Below are 22,563 nucleotides of genomic sequence, written 5' to 3' on the forward strand. Positions count from 1 at the left end.
TGTGGGGGTTATCGGACGGGTGTGTGTTCGCCTACGAGCAGTTCGTCGGCGGGAAAATCGGGAGCCGTGAAACTCTGTCGCCCGGCGGGACACCACTGCAGGTAGGTGATGGGGAGTCCTTCGGCCAGGAAACGGGCTTCGTAGGTGGTCTTGATCGAGAGTTTGGCGTCGGCGATGCCTTTGCCGTAGATGTCGTCGCAGCAGACGGTGGGGGTGATGTTGTTGGCGTCGAGCACGGCCCGGGTGTAGGCGTGCAGGTGGCCAGAGTCGGTCTTCAGGTGGATGATTCCGTCGGGACGGAGAAAACGTGCGTAGCGCTCCAGAAATCCGGGGGCGGTGAGGCGTTTGTTGACGCGCCGTTTGTTCATCTGCGGGTCGGGAAAGGTGATCCAGATCTGGTCGACCTCGCCGGGGGCGAAGAACGAGTCGATGAATTCGATGCGGGTGCGCAGGAAGGCAACGTTCGCCATGGCCTGTTCGGTGGCGGTTTTCGCGCCGCGCCACATGCGGGCCCCTTTGATGTCCACTCCGATGTAGTTCATCTCGGGATGGGCGGCGGCCAGACCGACGGTGTATTCGCCGCGGCCGCAGCCGAGTTCGAGGACGATGGGGTGGTCGTTGCCGAAGAATGTGTCGCGCCAGTGTCCCTTCAGGGGGTGATCCTTGTGGAAAATGGCTTCGAATTCGGGCTGGATCATGCAGCGGAAGGTGAGGTTCTCGCTGAATTTCTTGAGCTTGTTTTTTCCCATGGGTTGTTGGTCGGTGGGGTTATTGGAGTGTGGCGGGCTTACGGAAGGGCTGCGGGACGGACGTCGTGGGCGATGACCCCGAGCGACAGGATTCCGCGCAGGGTGTCTACGCCGCTGAGCTGACGGATCGAGAGGGCGTATTCGCCGGGTTGCGTGTAGCGGATTCCGTTGCGGTAGCGGCGGGTGATGTCGTAGTGGTTGGAGTAGGCGTGTCCGGCCCACTGGCGGGTTCCGTTCTCGGCCGGGGTGCCGAGCGGGAAGAGCAGGGTGTCGGTCCAGAAACTTTTGTCGGGGGCGACGCCTTTGATCTCCAGTGGCAGTTCGGCATAGGGATAGTCGGCGCGGTGGCGGACGGTGATGTCGATCCATTGACCGTCGTCCCCGCCCGGGGCCAGGGTGTCGGGACGGAGCGTGAATACGATGGCTTGGTCGGCGGCCCATCCGGTTTCGGGCAGGTCGTACACCTCCATGTAGTCGGGTGTGGCGCATCCGCTGACCAGCAGGGCGGCCACTGCACCCCACGCCCCCCGCACACTCAACGACTCCCGCATGCCCCATGTTCTTCGCATGTTGCATGCCCCTCGCGCACTCAACGTCCTCCGCATGTCCCGCATCCTCCGCACGCATCTTTTTAAGGACGTAAATTTCCCGGGCGATCCTGCGCTGCCGGTCGTGGGGGGATTATGCCTGTTCGCTGCCATGTCCGCCGCCCGGATTGTTGTTACCGTTATTGCCGCCGTTGGGCCGGCGACGCGGACCGCGACCGGAGCCGTTGCGTCCGTTGCGGCGGCTGTTTCGAGGCCGGTTTTCGGACTGAGGCTGGTCCGATTGTGCGGCGGCCTGCTGTTCGGGTCGGGCGGTGGGACGCGGCTCGGATTTGTCGCCGCGCTTCTGGGCCAGTTCGGGTCGAGCGGTATTGTTGCCGGCTGCGGCGGGTTGGGCCGGAGCAGCTGCCTGCGGCGTGGCCTCCTTGTTTTCCTTGTTCTCTTTATTGCGGTTGCGGCCGCCGCGGTTCCGGTTGCGGTTGCGGCTTTTTCCGCTGCGGGAGCTGTCGAAACGGGTGATGCTCTCTTCGCCGACGACGTTCTTGATTTCGGGTTCGGCGGGAGTGGTATCCTGAATGAGGGCGGCGTCTTCGAGCCGGTCGACCTTTTCGCCCCGGCGGTTCATGGCCACGATCTGCCGTACGCGGTCGGTGGTCAGCGGGATCATCACGGCCGTGGACTGTGGGTCGGGACTGAACCACATGATACCTTTGAAGGTGTCGCTCTTGACCAGGTGGTAGCTGCCGTCCATCGCTTCGAGTGGTCCGTTGAGACGCGGGAAGGAGCGACGGGCGTCGATGTAGGAGTCGAGCTCGTAGTTGAGGCAGCATTTGAGTTTGCCGCACTGGCCGGCGAGTTTCTGGGGGTTGAGCGAGATCTCCTGATGGCGGGCGGCACTGATGGTGACCGACGAGAAGTTGTTGATCCAGGTCGAGCAGCAGAGTTCGCGGCCGCAGGGAGCGATGCCGCCGATGCGGCCGGCCTCCTGACGTGCTCCGATCTGGCGCATCTCGACACGGATGCGGAACTGCTCGGCGAGCACTTTGATGAGCTCGCGGAAATCGACGCGTTCGTCGGCGATGTAGTAGAAGATGGCTTTGAGGCGGTCGCCCTGGTATTCGACGTCGCCGATCTTCATGTTGAGCTTCAGGTCGGCGGCAATCTGGCGCGAGCGGATCATCGTGGAGTGTTCCAGCGAGATGGCTTCCTGCCACTTTTCGATGTCGTAGGGTTTGGCCTTGCGGTAGATCTTTTTGAATTCGATCCCCTGGGGGTTGAAGCCGGTGCGCTTCATCTGTTTGGCGACGAGTTCGCCGGTGAGGGTCACAATGCCGATGTCGTGGCCGGGGCTGGCTTCGACGGCTACAATGTCACCCGCCTTGAGGTTCAGGCCGCTGTTGTTCCAGTAGTAGCCTTTGCGGGTGTTCTTGAACTGTACTTCGTAGATTTGGTTGTCGGCCAGCGGATCGGGCAGGTCGGCCAGCCAGTCGAAGGTTTCGAGTTTATGGCATCCGGGGCTGTTGTGTGCTTCGGCCTCGCCGTTGGCATTGGTGGTGAAGCAGCACCCGCGGGTGGTATTTTTGATGCAGGTCATCTCTTTGCGTATTATATATGTGAAGCGCCGCTCGCCGGAGTGGGCGGCAAGCGGGCATACTGAGCGTAATATGCAAAGATAGAATGATTACAGCACTTCTGCAACTGTGAAGGTGCTGCCGCCCACGAAGATCAGGTCGTCGGCCGTGGCGCGGCTGCGGGCCGTGGCGAGCGCTTCGGGGATGGTGGCGACGGTTTCGCCCTCCAGACCGGCGGCACGGGCGCGGGTGGCGAGCTCTTCGGCCGCGAGGGCGCGGGGCAGACGGGCCTGGGTGAAGAGGTAGTGGGCATCGCGGGGCAGTAGGGGCAGGATGTGATCGAGGTCCTTGTCGGCCACCACGCCGAGGATGAAGTAGAGCGTGCGGTAGTGCTGTCGGGCGAGTTGTGTGGTGACGAACGTGAGGCCGGCTTCGTTGTGGCCGGTGTCGCATAGGATGGGGCACGGGTCGTCCGGTGTGGCGATGTTCTGCCAGCGGCCCGGAACCTGCGCTGCGGCCAGTCCGCGGCGAACCTGCATGGTGGTCAGCGGTCGCGGCAGACGGTCGGTCAGGGTGTCGAGCGCGGCCAGCAGGGTGCAAAGGTTACGCTGCTGGTAGTCGCCTTCCATGCCGAGCTGCAGGGTGAACCGGTAGCCGTCGAGCAGGCTCTCGACTTCGAACATGCGTCCGTCGTGTCCCACGCAGCGATAGCGCTGGTCGGCGAAGGTGAGCGGCGATTCGGTCTCATGGGCGCGCGCGATGAAGGTCGGGGCGGTCTCGGACTGGTACTCGCCGATGATGGCCGGAATGCCGGGCTTGATGATGCCGGCCTTTTCGCGGGCGATTTCGGGCAGGGTCCGACCCAAAAACTGCATGTGGTCGAAGCTGATGTTGGTGATGATGCTAGCCAGCGGGGTGATGACGTTCGTGCAGTCGAGGCGTCCTCCCATGCCCACTTCGACGACGGCAATGTCGACCTGGTGGCGGCGGAAGTAGTCGAAGGCCATTACGGTGGTGATCTCGAAAAACGAGGGGTGCAGCTCTTCGATGTCGGGGCGCATCCGTTCCACAAAGTCGATCACCTCCTGTTCGGGGATCATTTCTCCGTTGATCTGCATGCGTTCGCGGAAATCCTTGAGGTGGGGCGAGGTGTAGAGCCCCACGCGGTAGCCGGCTTCGCGCAGCACGGCGTAGAGCATCTGCGAGACAGACCCTTTGCCGTTGGTGCCCCCCACATGGATGGTGCGGAAAGCCTCGTAGGGGTTGCCGAGACGTTGGTTGAGGGCGATGGTGTTGTCCAGTCCCTCTTTATAGGCGCCGCTGCCGATCTTTTGGAACATCGGCGCGGTGTTGTACAGGTATTCGATGGTTTCGGAATAGGTCATTGCGGTGGATAGCGGTATTCGGGGTTTTTCGGCCGGAAACGGTGGACTGCGGGTGCGGAGGCCGGGCCGAAAGTGCGGTGCGCACGGTGAACGGATCTCGTTGGGCGAGTGTCCGGTGGGGGTGAGCCCCCGCCGGTGGGGCTACTCTTCGTCCAGCAGCAGCGACCGTTTGCGGAAGCGCCAGGCGACGTAGTAGAGTATGGAGAGCCCCAGTACGAGCAGCGAGAGGCGAACGATGTAGTCACCGCTGCGGACGTAGGGGGTGAGGGTGTCGTTGGCCTGGATCTCGCCGGTCAGCAGGGCGCGCTGGTCCCAGCCCACGGAGTCGATCACGTCGCCGCGCTGGTTGATGAGGCCGGAGATGCCGGTGTTGGCGCAGCGGGCGATTGAGCGGCGTGTCTCGACGGCACGCAGACGGGCGTAGCGGAAGTGCTGGCGGTAGCCGGGCGTATCGCCCCACCAGCCGTCGTTGGTGATGACGAACATGGTTTGGGCTCCGCGACGTACGTATTCCGTGAAGAATTCGCCGTAGACCGATTCGTAGCAGATGGCCACTCCGGAGCGGATCCCAGTGGGGTTGGTGAATAGGGTGCGGTGCTCCTGCATGCCGAGCGATCCGGAGACGCCTCCCAGGTCGATGTTCAGGAATTCGAGCATCCCGAAAACCTTCGGATAGGGAAAGAGTTCGGCGCCGACCACGAGTTTCGACTTGTGGTACAGTTGCACGTCGGTCTGGCCGGCGGTGATGCCCAGCGCGCTGTTATAGACGTCGTAAGAGGTGCGCCAAAGGGGATCGGTGCGGGTCCAGCGGTGGTGGGCCTCCCCGTCGTCGTAGCGTAGGAAGGTGGTGGCGCCGGCAATCAGGGTCGCCCGCGGGAAGCGGTCCATGAAGCGGCGCAGGGTGTCGATCTCCGGGTTGGCAGTCAGATCGTTGAGCCAGAAGTCACCGTCGAAGGCGGTCTCGGGCGTGAGGATGTAGTCCACGTCGCGGGGGGCCTGGTCGGCCATGTCGAGCATGATGTCACGCTGCTGGGTAGTGGTCAGCCCGCCGAACTTTTCGTTGTAGGGGTCGAAGTTGGGCTGCACGACAGCCACGCGAACGGGCTGGTGAGGCTCGGTATAGGTGGCGTAGCGGATGAGCGAGGCGCCGATCGGGATCACGAGCCAAAGAATCAGGGGCAGTGCCGCCAGCCACTTTCGTTCGCGCCACTGTTTCCAGAGCAGGTAGGCGAGGATGTTGGCCACGAGCACCCAGAGTGACCCGCCGAACGAACCGGTGAGTTCGTACCATTGGACGATTTGGGGCGTGTCGGCGAACCCGTAGCCGAGGGTGAGCCACGGGAACGATATCTCGTTGTTCATGAAGAGGGCTTCGAAGGCGATCCAGAGGGTCACGAACAGTGCCCAGACGATGGGTTGCGGGGCCCGGAACCGGAAGCGGTGGAAGATCATGAAGGGCACCAGCGTGAAGAAAAGGCTGCCCACGGGGATGCCGAACGTGGCGACGGGGGTGGCGTTGCCGACCCACCAGGTGGTGCTGACGTTCCACAGGGTGAAGGCGAGGGCGACCCAAAGCCAGTAGTAGCGCGGGCGTTGGTCGCCGAGGATCAGCAGCGGGACGAAGGCGAAGAAGAGGCTCCAACCGCCGGCACCCCACCAGGGGAGGGCGAGCAACAGGGCGGTCAGCAGGGTCAGAAGTATTTTTTTTAACATGCCTTTCGGGTTTTCGACGGTAAAGATAACCAAGTTTCGTAACTTTGTAAACCAGTCGGTCTCCGCCGCAGGCTGTGAACGGCTGGCCGTGAGGCTGATGGAGACGTTCAGGTTCGCGTGTCGGCCCCGGCGAAGATATGCCCCCAATCGGGTTGCGCCGCGCAGAGCCGCCTTTGTGTCGAACTACACTCGTGTAGAGTTGCTTTCGTGCCGAACCCACTTGTGCGGAGTTGCCCTTGTGTAGAACCGCCTTGTACAGAGTGATCCCCGGAACGAACGCTTGTCGTTTCGCTATGGACCCGAAAGTGAACGAAGACCGATTCAAATATATCGCCGAGCATTTCGACAACGAGTGGATCGTCCGGACCGCGGTGAGGCTGTCGGAAGAATTCAGTGCGTGCGGCAGTTGTCTGCAAACGTGTACCCGGATGGCATACGTTTTGTACCTCTTGGGGAAGACGGATCTGGCGCTCGTGGCCGCTTCGGCGGTCGAAGATGTTCCTTTCGAGAATGATTATGACCGCTGGACCTGGGTCGAAGCGCTGCTGGTGCTGAAATCGAGAGTGGAGCGGATGAACGGGGATGCCTCCCTGCAGACCCGGTTGCGAACGGTGATCAAACCTGCGGTCTTAAGTGCCGGCAACGATCTGCAGCGGAAAGTAAACCTGCGGGTTTTCAACCGGAAGTTGCGCGGAGAGACTTTGCCGGATACGGAACGACAAATCCGGCAGGCAGTGGAGGAGGAAGACCCGATCGACGAATTTGGCAGTCGTTTCGCGTACCATCTGCAGTTGTGCGGAATCGCGGAATTCGGCGGATCTGAAGTGTTCCCGGTTGAGGCGGCAGAACGTTTGATTGCAGACAATCAGGAACGGCTGAGACAGTTGCTGGATGCCTTTATGGCGGACAATCCCAAGGCACTCGGCGCTTTTTTGAGCCTTCGGTGATGTTTTTTATACGAATCGGCAACACGATACGTTTATCGACAGAGAGATGGTGTCGCGCAGTCCGATCACCGGCGGCGAATGTTATTTGTGTTACGGATCTACATGATGTGAGATATGGGATCGCTCCTGCTCTTCTTACAAGGCCTGTTGGTCGGTTTTCTGGCTTCGGTCCCGCTCGGACCGATCGGGGTGATCTGCGTACAGCGTACCCTCAGCGGAACCCACAAGTCGGGGTTCTTCTCCGGCATCGGAGCGGCCACGGCCGATACGATCTTTGCCGCGCTGGCGGTCTTCTCGCTCTCGTTCCTGACCGACTTTATGGACGCCCATAAGGTCTGGTTTACGGCCATCGGCGGTATTCTGATTATTGTGCTCGGATTCTCAATCTTCTACAAGCGCGTCAAACGGCCCAGCCAACGGCGGCAGACCAAAAGCAGCCTGCTGAGCGACTACCTCTCGATTCTCTTTCTGACTCTCACCAACCCCGCCTATATTCTGGTCTTCATCACGCTGTTCGCCGCGCTCGGTATCAGCAGCGAAGGGCACAGCACGGCGGTCAACGTACTGTTGATCTTTGGCGTGCTGCTCGGTGCCGCCTGCTGGTGGTTCACGCTGACCTATGCCGTCAGTATGCTGCGACGCAAGTTCCGGCTGCGCCACCTCTGGTGGATCAACAAAATCACCGGGAGCGTCATTATCCTGTTCGGCATTCTGCTCGTGCTCAGCATCGTGGTTAATCTGGGACCGGTGGGGCGGATTTTACCTTAAACCGATTTTATGGAAAAGATTATTATAGCGATCGACGGATACTCGTCGTGTGGGAAAAGTACGTTCGCCAAAGCTGTGGCGGCCAAACTGGGGTATATCTTTATCGATACCGGCGCCATGTACCGGGCCGTAACGCTCTATGCCATGCGTCACGGAATCGTGGACGATCCGGCGGCACTGGTGGCTGCACTGCCCGAAGTGCAGATCGAGTTTCGATTCAATCCGCAGACGGGCCGAAGTGATGTCTATCTGAACGGCGAGAATGTCGAAACGGAGATTCGCCGGATCGACGTCAGCAGCCGGGTAAGCTCGGTCAGCTCGATTCCGGAGGTGCGGGCCAAACTGGTGGCCATGCAGCAGCAAATGGGACAACACAAGGGCGTTGTCATGGATGGCCGCGACATCGGTACGGTGGTGTTTCCGAAGGCCGAACTGAAGATTTTCATGACGGCCGATCCGCGTGTGCGTGCCGAGCGCCGTTACCGGGAGTTGCAGGCCAAGGGCGAGGCTGTGTCACTCGAAGAGATTGAACGTAATGTGCGTGAGCGTGACCGGCAGGACGAGACGCGTGCGGTGAGTCCGTTGCGTCGTGCCGACGATGCGGTTTTGCTCGACAACAGCCACATGACTGTCGAGGAGCAGATGGAGTGGATCGACGCCCAGTTGCGCCGTTTCGAGTAACGTCTTCCCGTGATTTCAGGGAGGGTACCGTAAGAGGTCTTTTCTCGGCTTCCGGTTCAGCAAAAAAAGATCGAGGGTTTCAGTCCGTGGACTGAAACCCTCGATTCTTTTCTTTCGCGGGCCTCCCGTTAGGAGAGGAAGCCCAGCAGGATACCGGCAGCAACGGCCGAGCCGATCACACCGGCCACGTTGGGGCCCATGGCGTGCATCAGCAGGTAGTTGGTCTTGTCGTACTTCATGCCGACTTCCTGCGATACGCGAGCCGAGTCGGGCACGGCGGATACGCCGGCGTTACCGATCAGCGGGTTGATCTTATTACCCTCTTTGAGGAAGAGATTGAAGAATTTGACGAAGAGCACGCCGCCGAAGGTGGCCACCACGAACGAGGCGGCACCCAGACCGAAGATACCGAGCGATTTCCAGGTCAGGAAGGTGGTCGCCTGGGTCGAGGCGCCGACGGTCAGACCGATTAGGATCGTAACGATGTCGATCATCGGGCCGCTGGCGGTGTTGGCCAGACGTTTGGTGACACCGCTCTCTTTGAGCAGGTTGCCGAAGAAGAGCATCCCGAGCAGCGGCAGACCGGACGGTACAAGGAAACAGGTCAGCAGCATCCCGATGATGGGGAAGAGGATCTTCTCGCGCTGGGACACCTGACGCGGCGGTTTCATGCGGATGACGCGTTCCTTTTTGGTGGTCAGCAGTTTCATGATCGGGGGCTGGATCACAGGTACGAGCGCCATGTAGGAGTAGGCTGCGATGGCGATGGCTCCCATCAGGTCGGGAGCGAGCTTCGAGCTGAGGAAGATGGCGGTCGGACCGTCGGCACCGCCGATGATCCCGATGGCGCCGGCTTCGGCTGCCGTAAAGCCCAGTGCCAGGGCGGTAATGTAGGCTCCGAAGATACCGAGCTGGGCGGCTGCCCCGATCAGCATCAGTTTCGGGTTGGAGATCAGGGCCGAGAAGTCGGTCATGGCACCGATTCCGAGGAAGATCAATGGGGGGTAGACCCCTTTGAGCACCCCGAAGTAGAGGTAGTTCAGAACCGATCCGTCTTCGTAGATACCGATCTGGAGTCCGGAGACGAAGGGGATGTTGCCGACCAGGATACCGAAACCGATGGGCAGAAGCAGCATCGGTTCATATTTTTTCGCGATGGCCAGGTAGATGAAGAAGAGCCCGACCGCGATCATGATGAGGTGGCCTGTGGTGACGTTCGCAAAGCCGGTGTAGCTCAGGAACTGCTGCAGGTTCTCACCGATAAATTCGAAAAAACTGTGGTTCTCCATAGTGTGCTATCCGATTGTGATTAATATGTCGCCTTCGAGCACGGAGTCTCCTTTTCGGGCTTTGATCTCTTTGACGGTACCGTCGCGGTCGGAGTCGATGTTGTTCTCCATCTTCATGGCTTCGAGGATCATCAGGCGCTGGCCGGTTTTGACGGTGTCGCCCACGTGTACCATCACGTCGAGCACCACGCCGGGCAGCGGCGACTTGATGTTGCCGGCGGCCACCGAAGCGGTCGAGGCGGGACTGGCCGTACGGGCCGTGGCGGGATGGGGATCGGTGTCTGCCGTGGCGGGTTTTTGTACGATTTTCGGGGTCTTGGTCACCTTGGGGGCGTTCATGCCTTCGACTTCCACTTCGTACTGGGTCCCGTTGACGTTGACCTGAGCGGTGTTGTCTTCTACGTTGGATATGGTTACGGCGTATTCGTTGCCGTTGATTTTGATCTTATATTCTTTCATTGCAGGGTGGGTCGTTATTTGCGGATCGGTTGGTTGTTGAGTCCGTAGATTTTGGAGCTCCACGGCGAGTAGACACGGGCTACGCGGTTGATGGTCAACACGTGCGACTCGATGTCGTGCAGGTCTTCCTCGTAGCGTCGCAGGGCGATGGCGATGGCGGCGATCTCTTCACCGATCAGCTGGTCGGTCGAAGCGGAGGCTGTCTTGGCGGTTGCGGCTGCGGGCGCGGCTGTTTTCTGCTCTTTTTTCTGCGTTGCACGGTTCATCGTCTTGCCGATGGTCCGGAAGAAGAGGTAGAGCAGAATCAGTGCCGAGAAGACCACGGACATGGCGGTGATGGCCATGACGGCACCCGACGGGTCGCGCTGGCGGAATTTCTCGGCGGCCGGCAGTGTCTCTTCCGTTTCGTTGGCCTGCATCGGGGTGATGCCGGCCAGCGGGCCGAAGGTCAGTTCGCCGCTCTTCGGGTGGAAGGACCAGCCGATCGAGACGTCGGGAAGCTGGGCTTTTACGTCGTAAACCACCGAATCCATAACGTTTTTGCCCTGGTCCATGAAGGCGATGTAGCCGGTCTCGTCGAGCACGAAGTTGGTGTGGAACGTGCCACGGTTCGAGGTGCTGTCGGCGAAGAAGATGACATAGCCCTGGGGGGCAATCTGGGTTCGGGCGTCGTTTTTCGGAATGCGGTAGGTGCGCGTGGCGTCGCCCTGTTTGACGGTCAGGTAGGCGCCGCCGATGTTGACGCTGGAGTAACCGGTGTTGTGGAGTTCGATCCAGCCTACGTGGTTGCCGTGGTCGTCGACGTAGCTGGTGCGGTTATCGACCAGTACTTCGTTGATCCGGATATCTTTGAGGCCTTGGGCATGCAGGGCGCTGGCACTGACGGCCAGGCACAGCAGTATCAATAGTCTTTTCATCATACGCTCCCTCCGGTTTACAGCGGAATGTTGGAATGTTTCTTGGGCGGGTTGACGACTTTCTTGGTCACGAGCGACTGCAGCGCGCGGATCACGCGGAAACGGGTGTTGCGCGGCTCGATCACGTCGTCAATGTAGCCGTATTTGGCTGCCACGTAGGGGTTGGCGAATTTGGTGCGGTACTCTTCCTCTTTTTCGGCCAGGAATTCCGCGCGTTTGGCGGGATCTTCGATGGCTTTGGCTTCTTTGGCCATGAGCACTTCGACGGCACCCTGGGCACCCATTACGGCGATTTCGGCGGTGGGCCATGCGTAGTTCAGGTCGCCGCGCAGGTGTTTCGAGCTCATCACGCAGTAGGCGCCGCCGTAGGCTTTGCGCAGGATGACGGTCACTTTGGGCACGGTGGCTTCGCCGTATGCGAAGAGCAGTTTGGCGCCGTGGGTGATGATGCCGCCGTATTCCTGGGCGGTGCCGGGCAGGAAGCCGGGAACGTCGACCAGCGTGACGATCGGGATGTTGAAGGCGTCGCAGAAGCGAACGAAGCGGGCGGCCTTACGGCTGGCGTTGATGTCGAGCACGCCGGCGTAGTATTTCGGCTGGTTGGCGATGATGCCGACGCTCTGGCCGTTGAAGCGGGCGAAACCGGTGACGATGTTGGGGGCGAAGGTGCGTTGCGATTCGAGGAATTCGCGGTTGTCCACGATGGCGTGGATCACGTCCAGTACGTCGTACGGTTTGTTGGGGTTGTCGGGGATGATTTCGTTGAGCGAGTCTTCGAGACGGTCGATGTCGTCGGTGCAGACGGCCAGCGGAGCGTCTTCGAGGTTGTTCTGGGGCAGGTAGCTGAGCAGTTTGCGGATCAGGGCCATCCCCTCTTCTTCGGTTTCGCTCACGAAGTGGGCCACGCCCGATTTGGTGGAGTGCATCGATGCGCCGCCGAGCTGTTCCTGGGTGACCTCTTCGCCGGTGACGGTTTTAACGACCTTCGGGCCGGTCACGAACATGTAGCTGGTGCCTTTGTTCATCAGGATGAAGTCGGTCAGGGCGGGCGAGTAGACGGCGCCGCCGGCGCAGGGACCGAAGATGGCCGAAATCTGCGGGATTACCCCGGAGGCCATGATGTTGCGTTGGAAGATTTCGGTATATCCGCTCAGGGCGTTGACGGCTTCCTGGATGCGGGCTCCGCCGGAGTCGTTGATGCCGATCACGGGGGCGCCGTTCTTCATGGCCATGTCCATCACTTTACAGATCTTGGCGGCGAAGGTTTCGGAGAGCGAGCCGCCGAAGACGGTGAAGTCCTGGCTGAAGACGTAGACCAGACGGCCGTCGATGGTGCCGTAGCCGGTCACCACGCCGTCGCCGTAGTACGACTCTTTGTCGATGCCGAAGTTGTTGCACCGGTGGGTGACGAACATGTCGAATTCTTCGAAGCTGCCTTCGTCCAGAAGCATGTCGATACGCTCACGGGCGGTGAGCTTGCCTTTTGCATGTTGCGAGTCGATGCGCTTTTGTCCGCCGCCAAGTTTGGCTTTTTCGCGGAGTGCAACGAGCTCTTTGATTTTTTCTTGGTTGACGCTCATAAAAAAGTTTGTGTGGTTCGGTTTTTATTCGTGATACGCGTTAATGGCGGGTATCGGCTCCACGGGAGGTGACTGTTCTTTTCGGGAACAGGAATAACCTTCCGGAAACTTTCAGGGATGCTGGTGCAGTCCCACGTCGCCCGGACCTTGTGTGGCGGTGACGCGTTTTTTAGGGAGGGGAGCCGGTGCCCGGCGAAACGGGACGGTTATTTTTTTGCGGGGTCTTCGCAGAGTTCGGTCAGCACGCCCATGGTTGATTTCGGATGCAGGAAGGCGATGTTCAGCCCTTCGGCGCCTTTGCGGGGAGCTTTGTCGATCAGTTGCACTTCGTTTGCGGCGCATTCGGCCAGTGCTTCGGCCACGCCGTCGGCCACGGCGAATGCCAGGTGGTGGATGCCTTCGCCGCGTTTTTCGATGAATTTGGCGACGGCGCTATCGGGCGAGGTCGGTTCGAGCAGTTCGAGTTTCGTCTGGCCGACTTTGAAAAAGGCGGTACGTACTTTCTGGTCTGCAACCTCTTCGATGCTGTAACATTTCAGTCCGAGCACTTTTTCATAATAGGGGATGGCCTGTTCGAGACTTTTCACCGCGATACCGAGGTGTTCGATGTGGGAGATGTTCATAGTATGTTGATTTTTAGTCGTTTGGGTTTGGTTGGCGAGCTTGTTCCTCGCCTCTCACAAAGTTAATTTTTGTTTTTTAAATAACAACGAGGTATCAGTAAACTTTTCCGCGAAGCACGGCTTGCGGGGTTTGTTCCGTAGCGGGATGGGTCACGAAACGCACCGTTTTGTAGAAAGCGCCGCGGTCGGTGGGGGTCAGTGTCACCGTGACCCGAAGCGTGTCGCCCGGCATGATGGGGGCTTTCGACCAGGTGGGCTTTGTGCAGGTGCAGTCGGTCTGTATGTCGCGAACCACCACCGGCTTTTGCGAGCGGTTGATGCAATTCAGCGTGATGCGGTTTTTCGATTTGAGGGCGATTTCGCCCATCTGTACCGTGGAGGGGGTGATCTCCAGCGACTGGGCCTCCGAGGCGAGGCTCATCGCCGTCAAAAGCGTGCCGAGAAAGAGAATTTTTACCATAATACCCACAAAATTAATATCTTTGTCATCACTTAGAATCAACTAACTCACAATAATATGAAGAAAACTTCACTCTTTGCCTCCCTGGCTGCCGTTGCCCTGATGTTTTCGTGCGCCAGCGACCCCTACAAGGGACTCGACCCGAAACTGGCTGCCGATCTGCAGGCCAACATCGCCGCTGCCGGCGAAAACGGAAAAGAACTGCTCGCGGCCATCACGCAGGCCCCCGAAGCCCAGAAAGAGGGGATGGCCTACCTGATCGCCTACATGCCCGAAGGCGACCGCGATACGCTGAAGGCCGACTTCCTGCTCGAGGAGGTGGGTTGGGCCTACAAGGCGCGTGAAACCTTCCCGTGGACCAAGGCGCTTCCCGACTCGATCTTCTACAACGACGTGCTGCCCTACGCTTCGATGGACGAACACCGCGAAACGTGGCGTGCGATGTTCTGGGAAAAACTCTACCCGCTGGTGGACAGCATCACCGACGTGCGTGCGGCCATCGATACGATTAACAAACAGCTCCAGTATCTGGTGAAGGTGGAATACAACACCAAACGCGAAAAACCGAACCAGTCGCCGGCCGAATCGATGCGTCAGGGGATGGCTTCGTGCAGCGGGCTGTCGATCCTGCTGACCGACGCTTTCCGTACGATGGGTATTCCGTCGCGTATTGCCGGTACTCCGCTGTGGGTGTCGAAAGAGGGCAACCACAACTGGACCGAAATCTGGATCGACGGAGACTGGTACTTCACCGAATACTATCCCACCCCGGCCCTGAACCACAGCTGGTTCCTGGAACGTGCCGGTAAGGCCGACAAGAGCGATCCCATCTACTGGATGTACGCTACCTCGTGGAAACCCACCGGTCTGCACTTCCCGATGGTTTGGGACATGGAGAACAAGAACGTTCCGGGTATCGACGTGACCGACTTTTACATCGACCTCTACAACGCCCAGATGGCTGAAGCCAAGAACGGTGCTCCGGTAGTGATCCGTGTATTCAAGACGAAAGACGGCGGACGCAGCAGCGCTGACCGCGTCGCTCAGGACGTGAAGGTGGTGGATGCCGACGGCAATATGGTTGCTGCGGGTAAGACTGCCGGTCCGACCGCCGACATGAACGACTACCTGACCCTCTACCTGCCGTTCGACCGTGAACTGAAGGCTCAGTTCACCGACGCTTCGGGTGCCGTGCAGAGTGCCGACATCAAAACCCCGAAGGCTGCCAAAGAGGGTGAAGAACTGACTCCGATCGAAATCGAACTTTACGCTGAATAATCCTCTCGATGAGGCGGGGCGTGATGCAGCGCGCTCCGGATTGCAAACGGCACATATAGAAGCCCTGCTGACGATTTTCCCGAGATTCCGGGAGTGTGTCAGCAGGGCTTTTTGTATTCAGTATGCATGTCCGGATTTTAGGAAGATTAGTGTTGCTGGCAGAGGTAAATTCCCGGGAGAGGCGGAACCGGTGCGGTGGAAGATCTCAAGGCCGACGGGAGATGGCTCAGCAAACCATGTGCATCGGAGCAGCGGTTGCGACCGTCACGGAAGTAGCGGAGAAAAGGAGAGTGCCGTTTGACGAAATGGGTGTTGTGTGTCTGACGGGTGTGAATCGTTTTTGTGATAATTGTTCGGAAGAAGGTCTGCATACGGACAGTGATGCAGGCCTTGCAGATAAGATCAAGGACGGAAAATCGACAATCCCCAATCATCACGGAGAGGATTGTGAGTGGACTTTTCCTCTCGTGGAGGAGTGTAAAACAAGCGTGCCGCATCGTAACGATTTACGATGCGGCACGCTCTTTATTTAACCGGGACCGCCGGTGTGGGAACCCGGTTGCAGTGGAGGAGGTGTCTCCCTTTTAGCGGCAGACCACGTCGTGCGAGGTCAGGCTCCAGTCGTTGTCGAAGAATCCGGCCATCTCGATCCCTTCCAGGCCGTCTTTGAGCATGTCGGCGCGGAAGATCATCAGATCCGGGAAACCGGTGATACCCGAGATGTAGTTGTTCGGGCTGGTGGCACGCATCCCTTCGGCACCCGAGGCGGTTACGACGCCCACCAGCGTAGTCGGGTCGGTCGGGTGGGGGTAGACGAAGTAGGCACCCAGGTCACTACCGGTATAGGTACGGTTGCCGGTCGAAACTTCGCCATTGCGGACCTGAATGGGGCAGGCACCGAGCAGTTTTTCCCACGCCCGGTTGTTGTCGGCATTGCCGTAGAGCACGACGTTTCGGCCGGCATACTGTTCGGGGGTGTATTCGGTGTCGGGGATCACGTCGATCGAGCCGTTGCCGCGGTAGTAGAAGGTCTCGGCGTCGAAGCGGGCCTTGGCCATCCACCAGGCGTTTTCGGCCGGGGTGCCTTTGGTGGCATAGACGAAGACCATTCGGTTGTTGAAGGCCTGTTTGAAACCGCCGTAACGACGGGCGTTTTTCTCTTTCGGGTCGATCTGTTCGAGCGTGGTCCACTTGCCGTTGCGGAAGGCCACGATGGCACGTTGCGAGGTCGGAACGCTCAGACGCTGGCCGTTGGCGAAGACCAGATCGGTCCGGTCGGTCTTCATCTTCAGCGCCGGCAGGTCGAGGGTCAGCAGCGTGGCGTTTTCGGTCACGGCCAGGCGGATCGTGGTGTCGCCCTCACGCTGCACCAGTACGTTGGTGAGCTGGTAGGGGCTCTCCTGCTGTTCGACGGTCAGCCAGTAGTCCTGCGACGAGATGGCGGGCGAGGCGGTGTAGAATTCGATTTCGTTGACGCGGTCGTCCGACGGGATCGTGTGGCGGGCGAAGAATTCGAAAATCGGCGGCCAGTCGACGCTGGCGTCACCGAACCAGTGTTCGCCGCCCGGGAATTCGTGGTAGCAGAAGTCGGTGTGGAAGCGGCCCAGCTCCTGGCGCATGATGTGGGCCTGTTCGGTCGGGACCACGTTGTCGGCCGAGCCGTGGTGGATGTAGACGCCTGACTGTTTGAGGTTGCGTGCCAGACTCAGGACCCGGCCGGCGGAGGCTCCGCGTTCGAAGGCCGAGAACATCGGGTGGCGGCGGTGCATCTGGTCGCCGCGTCCGCTGCCGTAGCCGGCGATGTCGGGGTAGCCGGCACACGGGGCGATGGCGGCGAAGGTCGAGGGATAGGTCGTGCCGAGGAACCAGGTCCCGTGGCCGCCCATCGAGTGGCCGGTCAGGTAGATGCGGGTGGTGTCGGTCGGGAAGATGCGCTGGCCTTCGGCGAGTACTTCGAGGGCGTCGATGCGGCCCCACTCTTCCCAGTTAAAGCCGTAGGGACGGCGGTTGGTGGCGGCCACGATGTTGACCCAGTCCTTCTGACGGTAGGCACGAGCCTGGTTGCGGGCTTCGACAGAGGCGCCGTGGACGGTCAGCACGAAGGCTTTGGGTGTGGTGTCTGCCGGATTGGTACGCAGGGCCGGGGCCACGCTGTAATATTGCACGCTGCCGTCGATGCGGCTGATGAAGGTGCGTTCGTGGTGGGTGTTGGGATCGGCCTGACGCAGGGTGATAGTCGTCGTGTCGATCGTTTTGCCGCCGCGCAGCAGCTCCAGGTGGGCTTTGACGGCGCCTTTCAGGTCGGGACGGCCGGTGCCGGGCAGCTGGAATTTCACTTTCCGCACGGCCAGCGGCATTACGTCGTCGGTGGGGCATTCGATTGCCTGACCGAGCACTTCACCTTCGGGAGTCGAAAGGGTGGTGCGGATGCTCAGCCCTTTGAGCGCCTTTTCGGTGGCGTTCACGATGCGGATGGCGGCCCACTTGGGGTTCTCTTCACCGGCGATCAGGTCGGGCAGGGTGAGGTCGCGGCGGGTGAAGAGCACCGGTTTGTTCGGTACGACGAGTTTCGACTCGACGCGGCCGAAGCGGCCGGCGGTGTAGATGATCTCGTTCAGCCCCTTTTTCAGCCGGACGGGGATCAGCGTGTAGCCGAAGTCGTAGTGGTCGCCTTCGTGGGGCTCGCCGTTGATGTAGGTGCGGGTGCCACCGGTGGTTTCGAGCAGCACGATCTCCGAAGTGGGGGCCTCATACGAGGTGTAGAGGTAGGCCGAGCGCATGTGCGGACTGCGGAAGGTGCCGGTCGAGTCGGCTTCGATCGGGCTCCAGGTCCAGCTGGGCAGCGGGGTCCAGCGCGGCCGGCGACCGCTGGCGGCTGCCTTGCGCTCGCTGTTGGACTGGTAGGCCATCGGGGCCTCTTTCTGTTTCGGGTAGGCGTAGCCGATGCTGTCGCCGGCGGCCGGGGTGCGGAAACGGTCGGTGGCGTAGAGCCATACGACCATCTCCTGGCCGTTGTAGAGGGTGCCGGCTCCGACGCCGCCGGGCAGCAGCAGCCCTTTGCGGAAGTGGTGCAGTACGCGGCCTTCGTCGGTGGTCTCGACTTTCTGCTGGCCGAAGATTGCGACGATGTTGCCGTCGCCTTTTGCCTGCTGGGCGGCACCGTTCTGCCACAGGGCTGCGCCCAATAGGCAGAGGGCTGCGGTACGCCAGCGATGGGTGTTGAGTCTGGTCATGTGGGGTGTGGTTATTGATTGATCTGTGGGGTAAAGGTAGCGGTTTATCAACAAAAAGCCGCATCCGGGCGGGGTGCGGCTGTACGATTCCGGTGGCTGGCGGACGTTACGGGCGAGTGGTGTCGGAGGTCTCGACCTCTTCGTACTCGACGTATTCGCCGACGCTCTTGCCGACCTGGTATTCGCTTTGGCGGGTGTTGCGCGTGACGGTCACTTCGCCTTCGCGTTTTTTCCGGGCGTTGTTCCCGCCGTTGTTTCCGAATTGGGTGTAGAAGCCGCGAAAGGCGCCGTTGCCGAAGGTGCCTCCGGTGGCGTTGCCGTCTCCGCCGAACTGTTGTTGGAATTCTTTCTGCTTGCGGGCTATCCACCATCGCAGCGTCCAGCGACCGATCTGTCCGAGCAGCCAGAATCCGACGAATATGAATAGTATGACGGTCAGGAAGGTTTCCATGGGGTGTTGTAATTTTCCTTAAAGATAACGTGGGAACGTGCGTCTTTAGTACGTTCCCACGCCTGTCGGGTTATCCTGCCGCCGTGGAAAGCGGCGGGCGATTATTTTTCGACTTTGCTGAACATGTCTTTCCCGACGCCGCACAGGGGGCATTCGAAATCGTCGGGCAGTTCTTCGAACGGGGTACCGGGGGCAATGCCGCCTTCGGGGTAGCCTTCTTCGGGGTTATAAACCCAGTCGCATACGTCGCATTTGTAGCTGTCCATAGTTCTGTTTTGTTTTTAGTGTGTGTTGTGTTGGTTGTCTGTTTTATTTGGCAAAGATACCGATATAGGTGTGCGGTGTCAATGCGCGGAGTTCGCTTTTTACGCTCTCGGGTACGTCGAGGCCGTCGATGAAGGCGGCGATGTCGGCCTGGCCGATCCCTTTGTTGGTGCGGGTCAGCGCTTTGAGCGCTTCGTAGGGATTGGGGTATTTCTCGCGGCGCAGGATGGTCTGGATCCCTTCGGCCACCACGGCCCAGTTGTTGTCGAGGTCGCGGTCGATGGCGTCGCGGTTGATGATCAGTTTGCCGAGCCCTTTCATCAGCGAGCTGATGGCGATCAGCGTGTGGGCCACCGGTACGCCGATGTTCCGCAGCACGGTCGAGTCGGTCAGGTCGCGTTGCAGACGGGAGATCGGCAATTTTGATGCCAAATGTTCAAACAGGGCGTTGGCCAGACCCAGGTTGCCTTCGGCGTTCTCGAAGTCGATCGGGTTGACTTTGTGGGGCATGGCCGAGGAACCTACTTCGCCGGCTTTGATCTTCTGTTTGAAGTATTCCATCGAGATGTAGGTCCACATGTCGCGTGCCAGGTCGATCAGTATGGTGTTGACCCGTTTGTAGGCGTCGAACAGGGCGGCGATGTTGTCGTAGTGTTCGATCTGGGTGGTGTACTGCGAACGCTCGAGGCCGAGGGTCTCGTTCACGAAGCGGTTGGCAAAGGCGACCCAGTCGATGGTCGGGTAGGCTACCGAGTGGGCGTTGAAGTTGCCGGTGGCGCCGCCGAACTTGGCGGGGAAGGGGATGGCGCGCAGTTGGGCCAGCTGTTTGTCGAGGCGTTCGACGAATACGCGGATCTCCTTGCCGAGTGAGGTGGGCGAGGCGGGTTGGCCGTGGGTGTGGGCCAGCATCGGCACGGTGCGCCATTCGTCGGCCAGTTCGCGGAGTTTCGCCACGAGTTCGTCGATGGCGGGGTTGTACACTTCGTGGGTGGCGGCCTTGAGGCTGTAGGGGGTCGCGGTGTTGTTGATGTCCTGCGAGGTGAGACCGAAGTGGACGAATTCACGTTCGTCGCCCAGCTTCAGCACGTCCATCTTCTCCTTGATGAAGTATTCGACGGCTTTGACGTCGTGGTTGGTGGTCTGTTCGATCTCCTTGACGCGTTCGGCGTCGCTCAGCGAGAAGTTCTTGTAGATGTCGCGCAGGGCTGTGTAGTGTCCTTTGTCGAAGTCGGCGAGCTGCGGAAGGGGCAGTTCGCACAGGGCGATGAAGTATTCGATTTCGACCTGTACGCGGTAGCGGATCAGGGCAAATTCCGAAAAGTAGTTGCCCAGTTGATCGACTTTGCCGCGGTAGCGTCCATCGACGGGCGAAATGGCTGTGAGTCGGTTCAGTTCCATGGTTATTAGGTTGTTTTTGTGTCGTATGGGTTGTTGTCGGGGCGTTGCGGGTCGGGTGGCTGCTGGTCTGTCGGGTTCTTCGACCGGCATCCGGTTCATTCTTGCGCACACTCTTTCTCCTCTCCTGTCATTCTTCTCTCACTTTTCTTTCCTGTCTTTCTGTGCTCTCCGCTTTTTTCCTCCCCGGGGGTTAGGCTACCTGTACCTGCATGGCTTCGACGCGCTGGCGGGCGTAGTCGAGTTTCACGCGGAAGGTCTTGCGTTTGCTGGCCGGCACCTCGAACATGGCGTCCATCATGATTGCTTCGCAGATCGAACGCAGGCCGCGGGCGCCGAGTTTGTATTCGATCGCTTTGTCCACGATGTAGTCCAGCACGTCGTTGTCGAAGCTCAGTTTCACGCCGTCGAGCTCGAACAGGCGGATGTATTGTTTGATGATCGCGTTCTTGGGCTCGGTGAGGATCTGGCGCAGCGCTTCGCGGCCAAGCGGCTCGAGGTAGGTCAGTACGGGCAGTCGGCCGATAAGTTCGGGGATCAGACCGAACGAACGCAGGTCTTTCGGGGTGATGTATTGCAACAGGTTGTCGCGGTCGACTTCGGCCACTTTCTGTTGCTGGCCGTAGCCCACCACGCGGGTGTTGAGTCGTTGGGCGATCTTTTTCTGTACGCCGTCGAAGGCACCGCCGGCCACGAACAGGATGTTCTTGGTGTTGACCTGGATGTATTTCTGGTCGGGGTGTTTGCGTCCTCCCTGCGGCGGTACGTTCACCACGGTCCCTTCGAGGATCTTCAGCAGGGCCTGTTGTACGCCTTCGCCCGATACGTCGCGGGTGATGGAGGGGTTGTCGCTTTTGCGGGCGATCTTGTCGATCTCGTCGATGAAGACGATGCCGCGTTCGGCGGCGGCCACGTCGTAGTCGGCGGCCTGCAGCAGGCGCGAGAGAATGCTCTCGACGTCTTCGCCGACGTATCCGGCTTCGGTCAGGGCGGTGGCGTCCACGATGGCGAACGGTACGTTCAGCAGCCGGGCGATGGTGCGGGCAATGAGGGTCTTGCCGGTACCGGTCTCGCCCACGAGCAGGATGTTCGACTTGTCGAGTTCGATCTCGGTGTCGTCCGTATCGTCGGGGTGCGAGATGCTGTGCATCAGTCGCTTGTAGTGGTTGTAGACGGCTACGGCGATGTATTTCTTGGCGCGGTCCTGGCCGATGACGTATTGGTCGAGGAACGCTTTGATGGATTGCGGGGTGTAGAGCGACATCGCTTCGCCGATGGTTTGGGCGGCTTCGCTCTTGGCGCGGTTTTCCATCTCCTGCTGGACGATCTCCCAGGCGCGTTCGGCGCAGTTGTCGCAGATGTTGGCCTCCTGGCCGTGGATGATCATGCCGACCTGGCTGGCCGGCGCTCCGCAGAAGGAGCAGTGTTCGTGGATTTTACCTTTGTTGTCTGCCATGGTTCTCCTCTCTCTTTCTGCTTAGATTTCTTCCCGTTTGGTCAGCACGCCGTCGATGATGCCGTAGTCGGTGGCCTCCTGCGAGGTCATCCAGAAGTCGCGGTCGGCGTCCTGCTCGATCTTCTTGATGTCGACGCCGCTGTGGGCCGAGAGGATCGAGTAGAGCTCCTCTTTGGTCTTGAGGATCTGGCGGGCGGTGATTTCGATGTCGCTGGCCTGTCCTTCGACGCCTCCCAGCGGCTGGTGGATCATGATGCGGGAGTGTTGCAGGGCGGAGCGTTTGCCTTTGGTGCCGGCGGTCAGCAGGATGGCGCCCATCGAGGCGGCCATGCCGGTGCAGATGGTGGCCACGTCGGGCGAGATGAGCTGCATCGTGTCGTAGATGCCGAGGCCGGCCGAGACCGAACCGCCGGGGGTGTTCAGGTAGACCTGGATGTCGGCTTTCGGGTCGGTCGATTCGAGGAAGAGCATCTGGGCCTGGATGATGTTGGCGGCGTCGTCGTAGATCGGGACGCCGAGGAAGATGATGCGGTCCATCATCAGACGCGAGAAGACGTCCATCGTGGCGACGTTCAGCTGGCGTTCTTCGATGATGGTGGGCGATATGTATTCGGCGGTGATGCGGTCGTAGCGGTGCATGGCCAGCGACGAGATGCCGCGGCCCAGACGTGCGTACCGTTCAAACTCTTTTTTGTAGTCCATTCGACGATATAAAATGTTGTAAAGGGTAAAGTTATGTTTTTTTTACGAAAAAGGCGCATTTTGCCTCTAACAAAATGCGCCTTGCTGTCCGACAGAC

22 protein-coding genes are annotated in these 22,563 nt (G+C 59.9%); 5 read left to right on the forward strand and 17 right to left on the reverse strand.

Annotation, left to right across the window (positions count from 1 at the left end):
* Positions 1-8: 8 nt before the first annotated feature.
* The 5 genes from trmB to lnt all read right to left on the reverse strand — a co-directional run bounded on the left by trmB (position 9) and on the right by lnt (position 5,963).
* Positions 9-749 carry a tRNA (guanosine(46)-N7)-methyltransferase TrmB gene (trmB, locus tag BQ5379_RS08455; RefSeq protein ID WP_071135029.1) on the reverse strand — a complete coding sequence of 247 codons (741 nt, stop codon included), beginning with the start codon at positions 747-749 and terminating at the stop codon, positions 9-11.
* A 38-nt stretch (positions 750-787) separates the two neighbouring features.
* Positions 788-1,318 (reverse strand): gliding motility lipoprotein GldH family protein, encoded by a 531-nt coding sequence (locus tag BQ5379_RS08460; RefSeq protein ID WP_159431237.1) that lies wholly within the window; start codon positions 1,316-1,318, stop codon positions 788-790.
* A gap of 112 nt (positions 1,319-1,430) precedes the next feature.
* Entirely contained in the window at positions 1,431-2,888 is a 1,458-nt protein-coding gene (locus BQ5379_RS08465; protein ID WP_071135031.1) for a PSP1 domain-containing protein, read from the reverse strand.
* A gap of 87 nt (positions 2,889-2,975) precedes the next feature.
* Entirely contained in the window at positions 2,976-4,250 is a 1,275-nt protein-coding gene (locus BQ5379_RS08470) for a bifunctional folylpolyglutamate synthase/dihydrofolate synthase (RefSeq protein ID WP_071135032.1), read from the reverse strand.
* Positions 4,251-4,391: 141 nt separating this feature from the next.
* The gene (lnt, locus tag BQ5379_RS08475) at positions 4,392-5,963 is read right to left on the reverse strand and encodes an apolipoprotein N-acyltransferase (protein WP_071135033.1); all 1,572 of its coding nucleotides are present in this window, start codon (positions 5,961-5,963) and stop codon (positions 4,392-4,394) included.
* Positions 5,964-6,256: 293 nt separating this feature from the next.
* Between lnt and BQ5379_RS08480 the strand changes: the two genes are divergently transcribed.
* The 3 genes from BQ5379_RS08480 to cmk all read left to right on the forward strand — a co-directional run bounded on the left by BQ5379_RS08480 (position 6,257) and on the right by cmk (position 8,359).
* Positions 6,257-6,910, forward strand: coding sequence for a DUF6707 family protein (locus BQ5379_RS08480; RefSeq protein ID WP_071135034.1), 654 nt, complete (start codon positions 6,257-6,259; stop codon positions 6,908-6,910).
* Positions 6,911-7,024: 114 nt separating this feature from the next.
* Positions 7,025-7,678, forward strand: coding sequence for a LysE family translocator (locus tag BQ5379_RS08485; protein ID WP_071135035.1), 654 nt, complete (start codon positions 7,025-7,027; stop codon positions 7,676-7,678).
* A gap of 9 nt (positions 7,679-7,687) precedes the next feature.
* Complete coding sequence (gene cmk / locus BQ5379_RS08490; RefSeq protein ID WP_071135036.1) at positions 7,688-8,359, forward strand: (d)CMP kinase; 672 nt, start codon at positions 7,688-7,690, stop codon at positions 8,357-8,359.
* A gap of 128 nt (positions 8,360-8,487) precedes the next feature.
* On the opposite strand, the gene BQ5379_RS08495 is transcribed toward cmk, so the two are convergent.
* The 6 genes from BQ5379_RS08495 to BQ5379_RS08520 form a co-directional block, all read right to left on the reverse strand.
* The gene (locus BQ5379_RS08495; RefSeq protein WP_071135037.1) at positions 8,488-9,648 is read right to left on the reverse strand and encodes a sodium ion-translocating decarboxylase subunit beta; all 1,161 of its coding nucleotides are present in this window, start codon (positions 9,646-9,648) and stop codon (positions 8,488-8,490) included.
* A gap of 6 nt (positions 9,649-9,654) precedes the next feature.
* Positions 9,655-10,107, reverse strand: coding sequence for a biotin/lipoyl-containing protein (locus BQ5379_RS08500; RefSeq protein WP_071135038.1), 453 nt, complete (start codon positions 10,105-10,107; stop codon positions 9,655-9,657).
* A gap of 14 nt (positions 10,108-10,121) precedes the next feature.
* On the reverse strand, positions 10,122-11,027 hold the full coding sequence (locus tag BQ5379_RS08505) for an OadG family transporter subunit (protein ID WP_071135039.1): 906 nt from the start codon (positions 11,025-11,027) through the stop codon (positions 10,122-10,124).
* A gap of 14 nt (positions 11,028-11,041) precedes the next feature.
* A complete protein-coding gene (locus BQ5379_RS08510; RefSeq protein WP_071135040.1) occupies positions 11,042-12,604 on the reverse strand; it encodes an acyl-CoA carboxylase subunit beta in 1,563 nt (520 codons plus the stop codon).
* A gap of 206 nt (positions 12,605-12,810) precedes the next feature.
* Positions 12,811-13,227, reverse strand: a complete 417-nt coding sequence (gene mce, locus BQ5379_RS08515; protein WP_071135041.1) for a methylmalonyl-CoA epimerase — start codon at positions 13,225-13,227, stop codon at positions 12,811-12,813.
* Positions 13,228-13,321: 94 nt separating this feature from the next.
* Positions 13,322-13,687 carry a DUF1573 domain-containing protein gene (locus BQ5379_RS08520; RefSeq protein ID WP_071135042.1) on the reverse strand — a complete coding sequence of 122 codons (366 nt, stop codon included), beginning with the start codon at positions 13,685-13,687 and terminating at the stop codon, positions 13,322-13,324.
* A gap of 57 nt (positions 13,688-13,744) precedes the next feature.
* Here BQ5379_RS08520 and BQ5379_RS08525 point away from each other — a divergent pair, with 57 nt between their 5' ends.
* Positions 13,745-14,965, forward strand: coding sequence for a transglutaminase-like domain-containing protein (locus tag BQ5379_RS08525; RefSeq protein ID WP_071135043.1), 1,221 nt, complete (start codon positions 13,745-13,747; stop codon positions 14,963-14,965).
* A 221-nt stretch (positions 14,966-15,186) separates the two neighbouring features.
* A complete protein-coding gene (locus BQ5379_RS11150) occupies positions 15,187-15,498 on the forward strand; it encodes a hypothetical protein (RefSeq protein ID WP_143039430.1) in 312 nt (103 codons plus the stop codon).
* A 51-nt stretch (positions 15,499-15,549) separates the two neighbouring features.
* Here BQ5379_RS11150 and BQ5379_RS08530 read toward each other — a convergent pair whose 3' ends face one another.
* From BQ5379_RS08530 to BQ5379_RS08555, 6 genes are all read right to left on the reverse strand, one after another.
* Positions 15,550-18,198 (reverse strand): carboxylesterase family protein, encoded by a 2,649-nt coding sequence (locus BQ5379_RS08530; protein ID WP_083377672.1) that lies wholly within the window; start codon positions 18,196-18,198, stop codon positions 15,550-15,552.
* A gap of 106 nt (positions 18,199-18,304) precedes the next feature.
* Positions 18,305-18,649: a DUF4834 family protein gene (locus tag BQ5379_RS08535; protein WP_071135044.1), complete on the reverse strand. Its 345-nt coding sequence runs from the start codon at positions 18,647-18,649 to the stop codon at positions 18,305-18,307.
* 101 nt (positions 18,650-18,750) lie between these two features.
* A complete protein-coding gene (locus BQ5379_RS08540) occupies positions 18,751-18,915 on the reverse strand; it encodes a rubredoxin (protein WP_071135045.1) in 165 nt (54 codons plus the stop codon).
* A gap of 43 nt (positions 18,916-18,958) precedes the next feature.
* The gene (gene purB, locus BQ5379_RS08545) at positions 18,959-20,311 is read right to left on the reverse strand and encodes an adenylosuccinate lyase (RefSeq protein WP_071135046.1); all 1,353 of its coding nucleotides are present in this window, start codon (positions 20,309-20,311) and stop codon (positions 18,959-18,961) included.
* Between the two features lie 190 nt (positions 20,312-20,501).
* On the reverse strand, positions 20,502-21,764 hold the full coding sequence (clpX, locus tag BQ5379_RS08550; protein ID WP_071135047.1) for an ATP-dependent Clp protease ATP-binding subunit ClpX: 1,263 nt from the start codon (positions 21,762-21,764) through the stop codon (positions 20,502-20,504).
* 21 nt (positions 21,765-21,785) lie between these two features.
* Positions 21,786-22,466, reverse strand: a complete 681-nt coding sequence (locus tag BQ5379_RS08555) for an ATP-dependent Clp protease proteolytic subunit (RefSeq protein ID WP_071135048.1) — start codon at positions 22,464-22,466, stop codon at positions 21,786-21,788.
* Positions 22,467-22,563: the final 97 nt, after the last annotated feature.

This window comes from Millionella massiliensis, from assembly GCF_900104655.1.
Lineage (GTDB): Bacteria > Bacteroidota > Bacteroidia > Bacteroidales > Rikenellaceae > Rikenella > Rikenella massiliensis.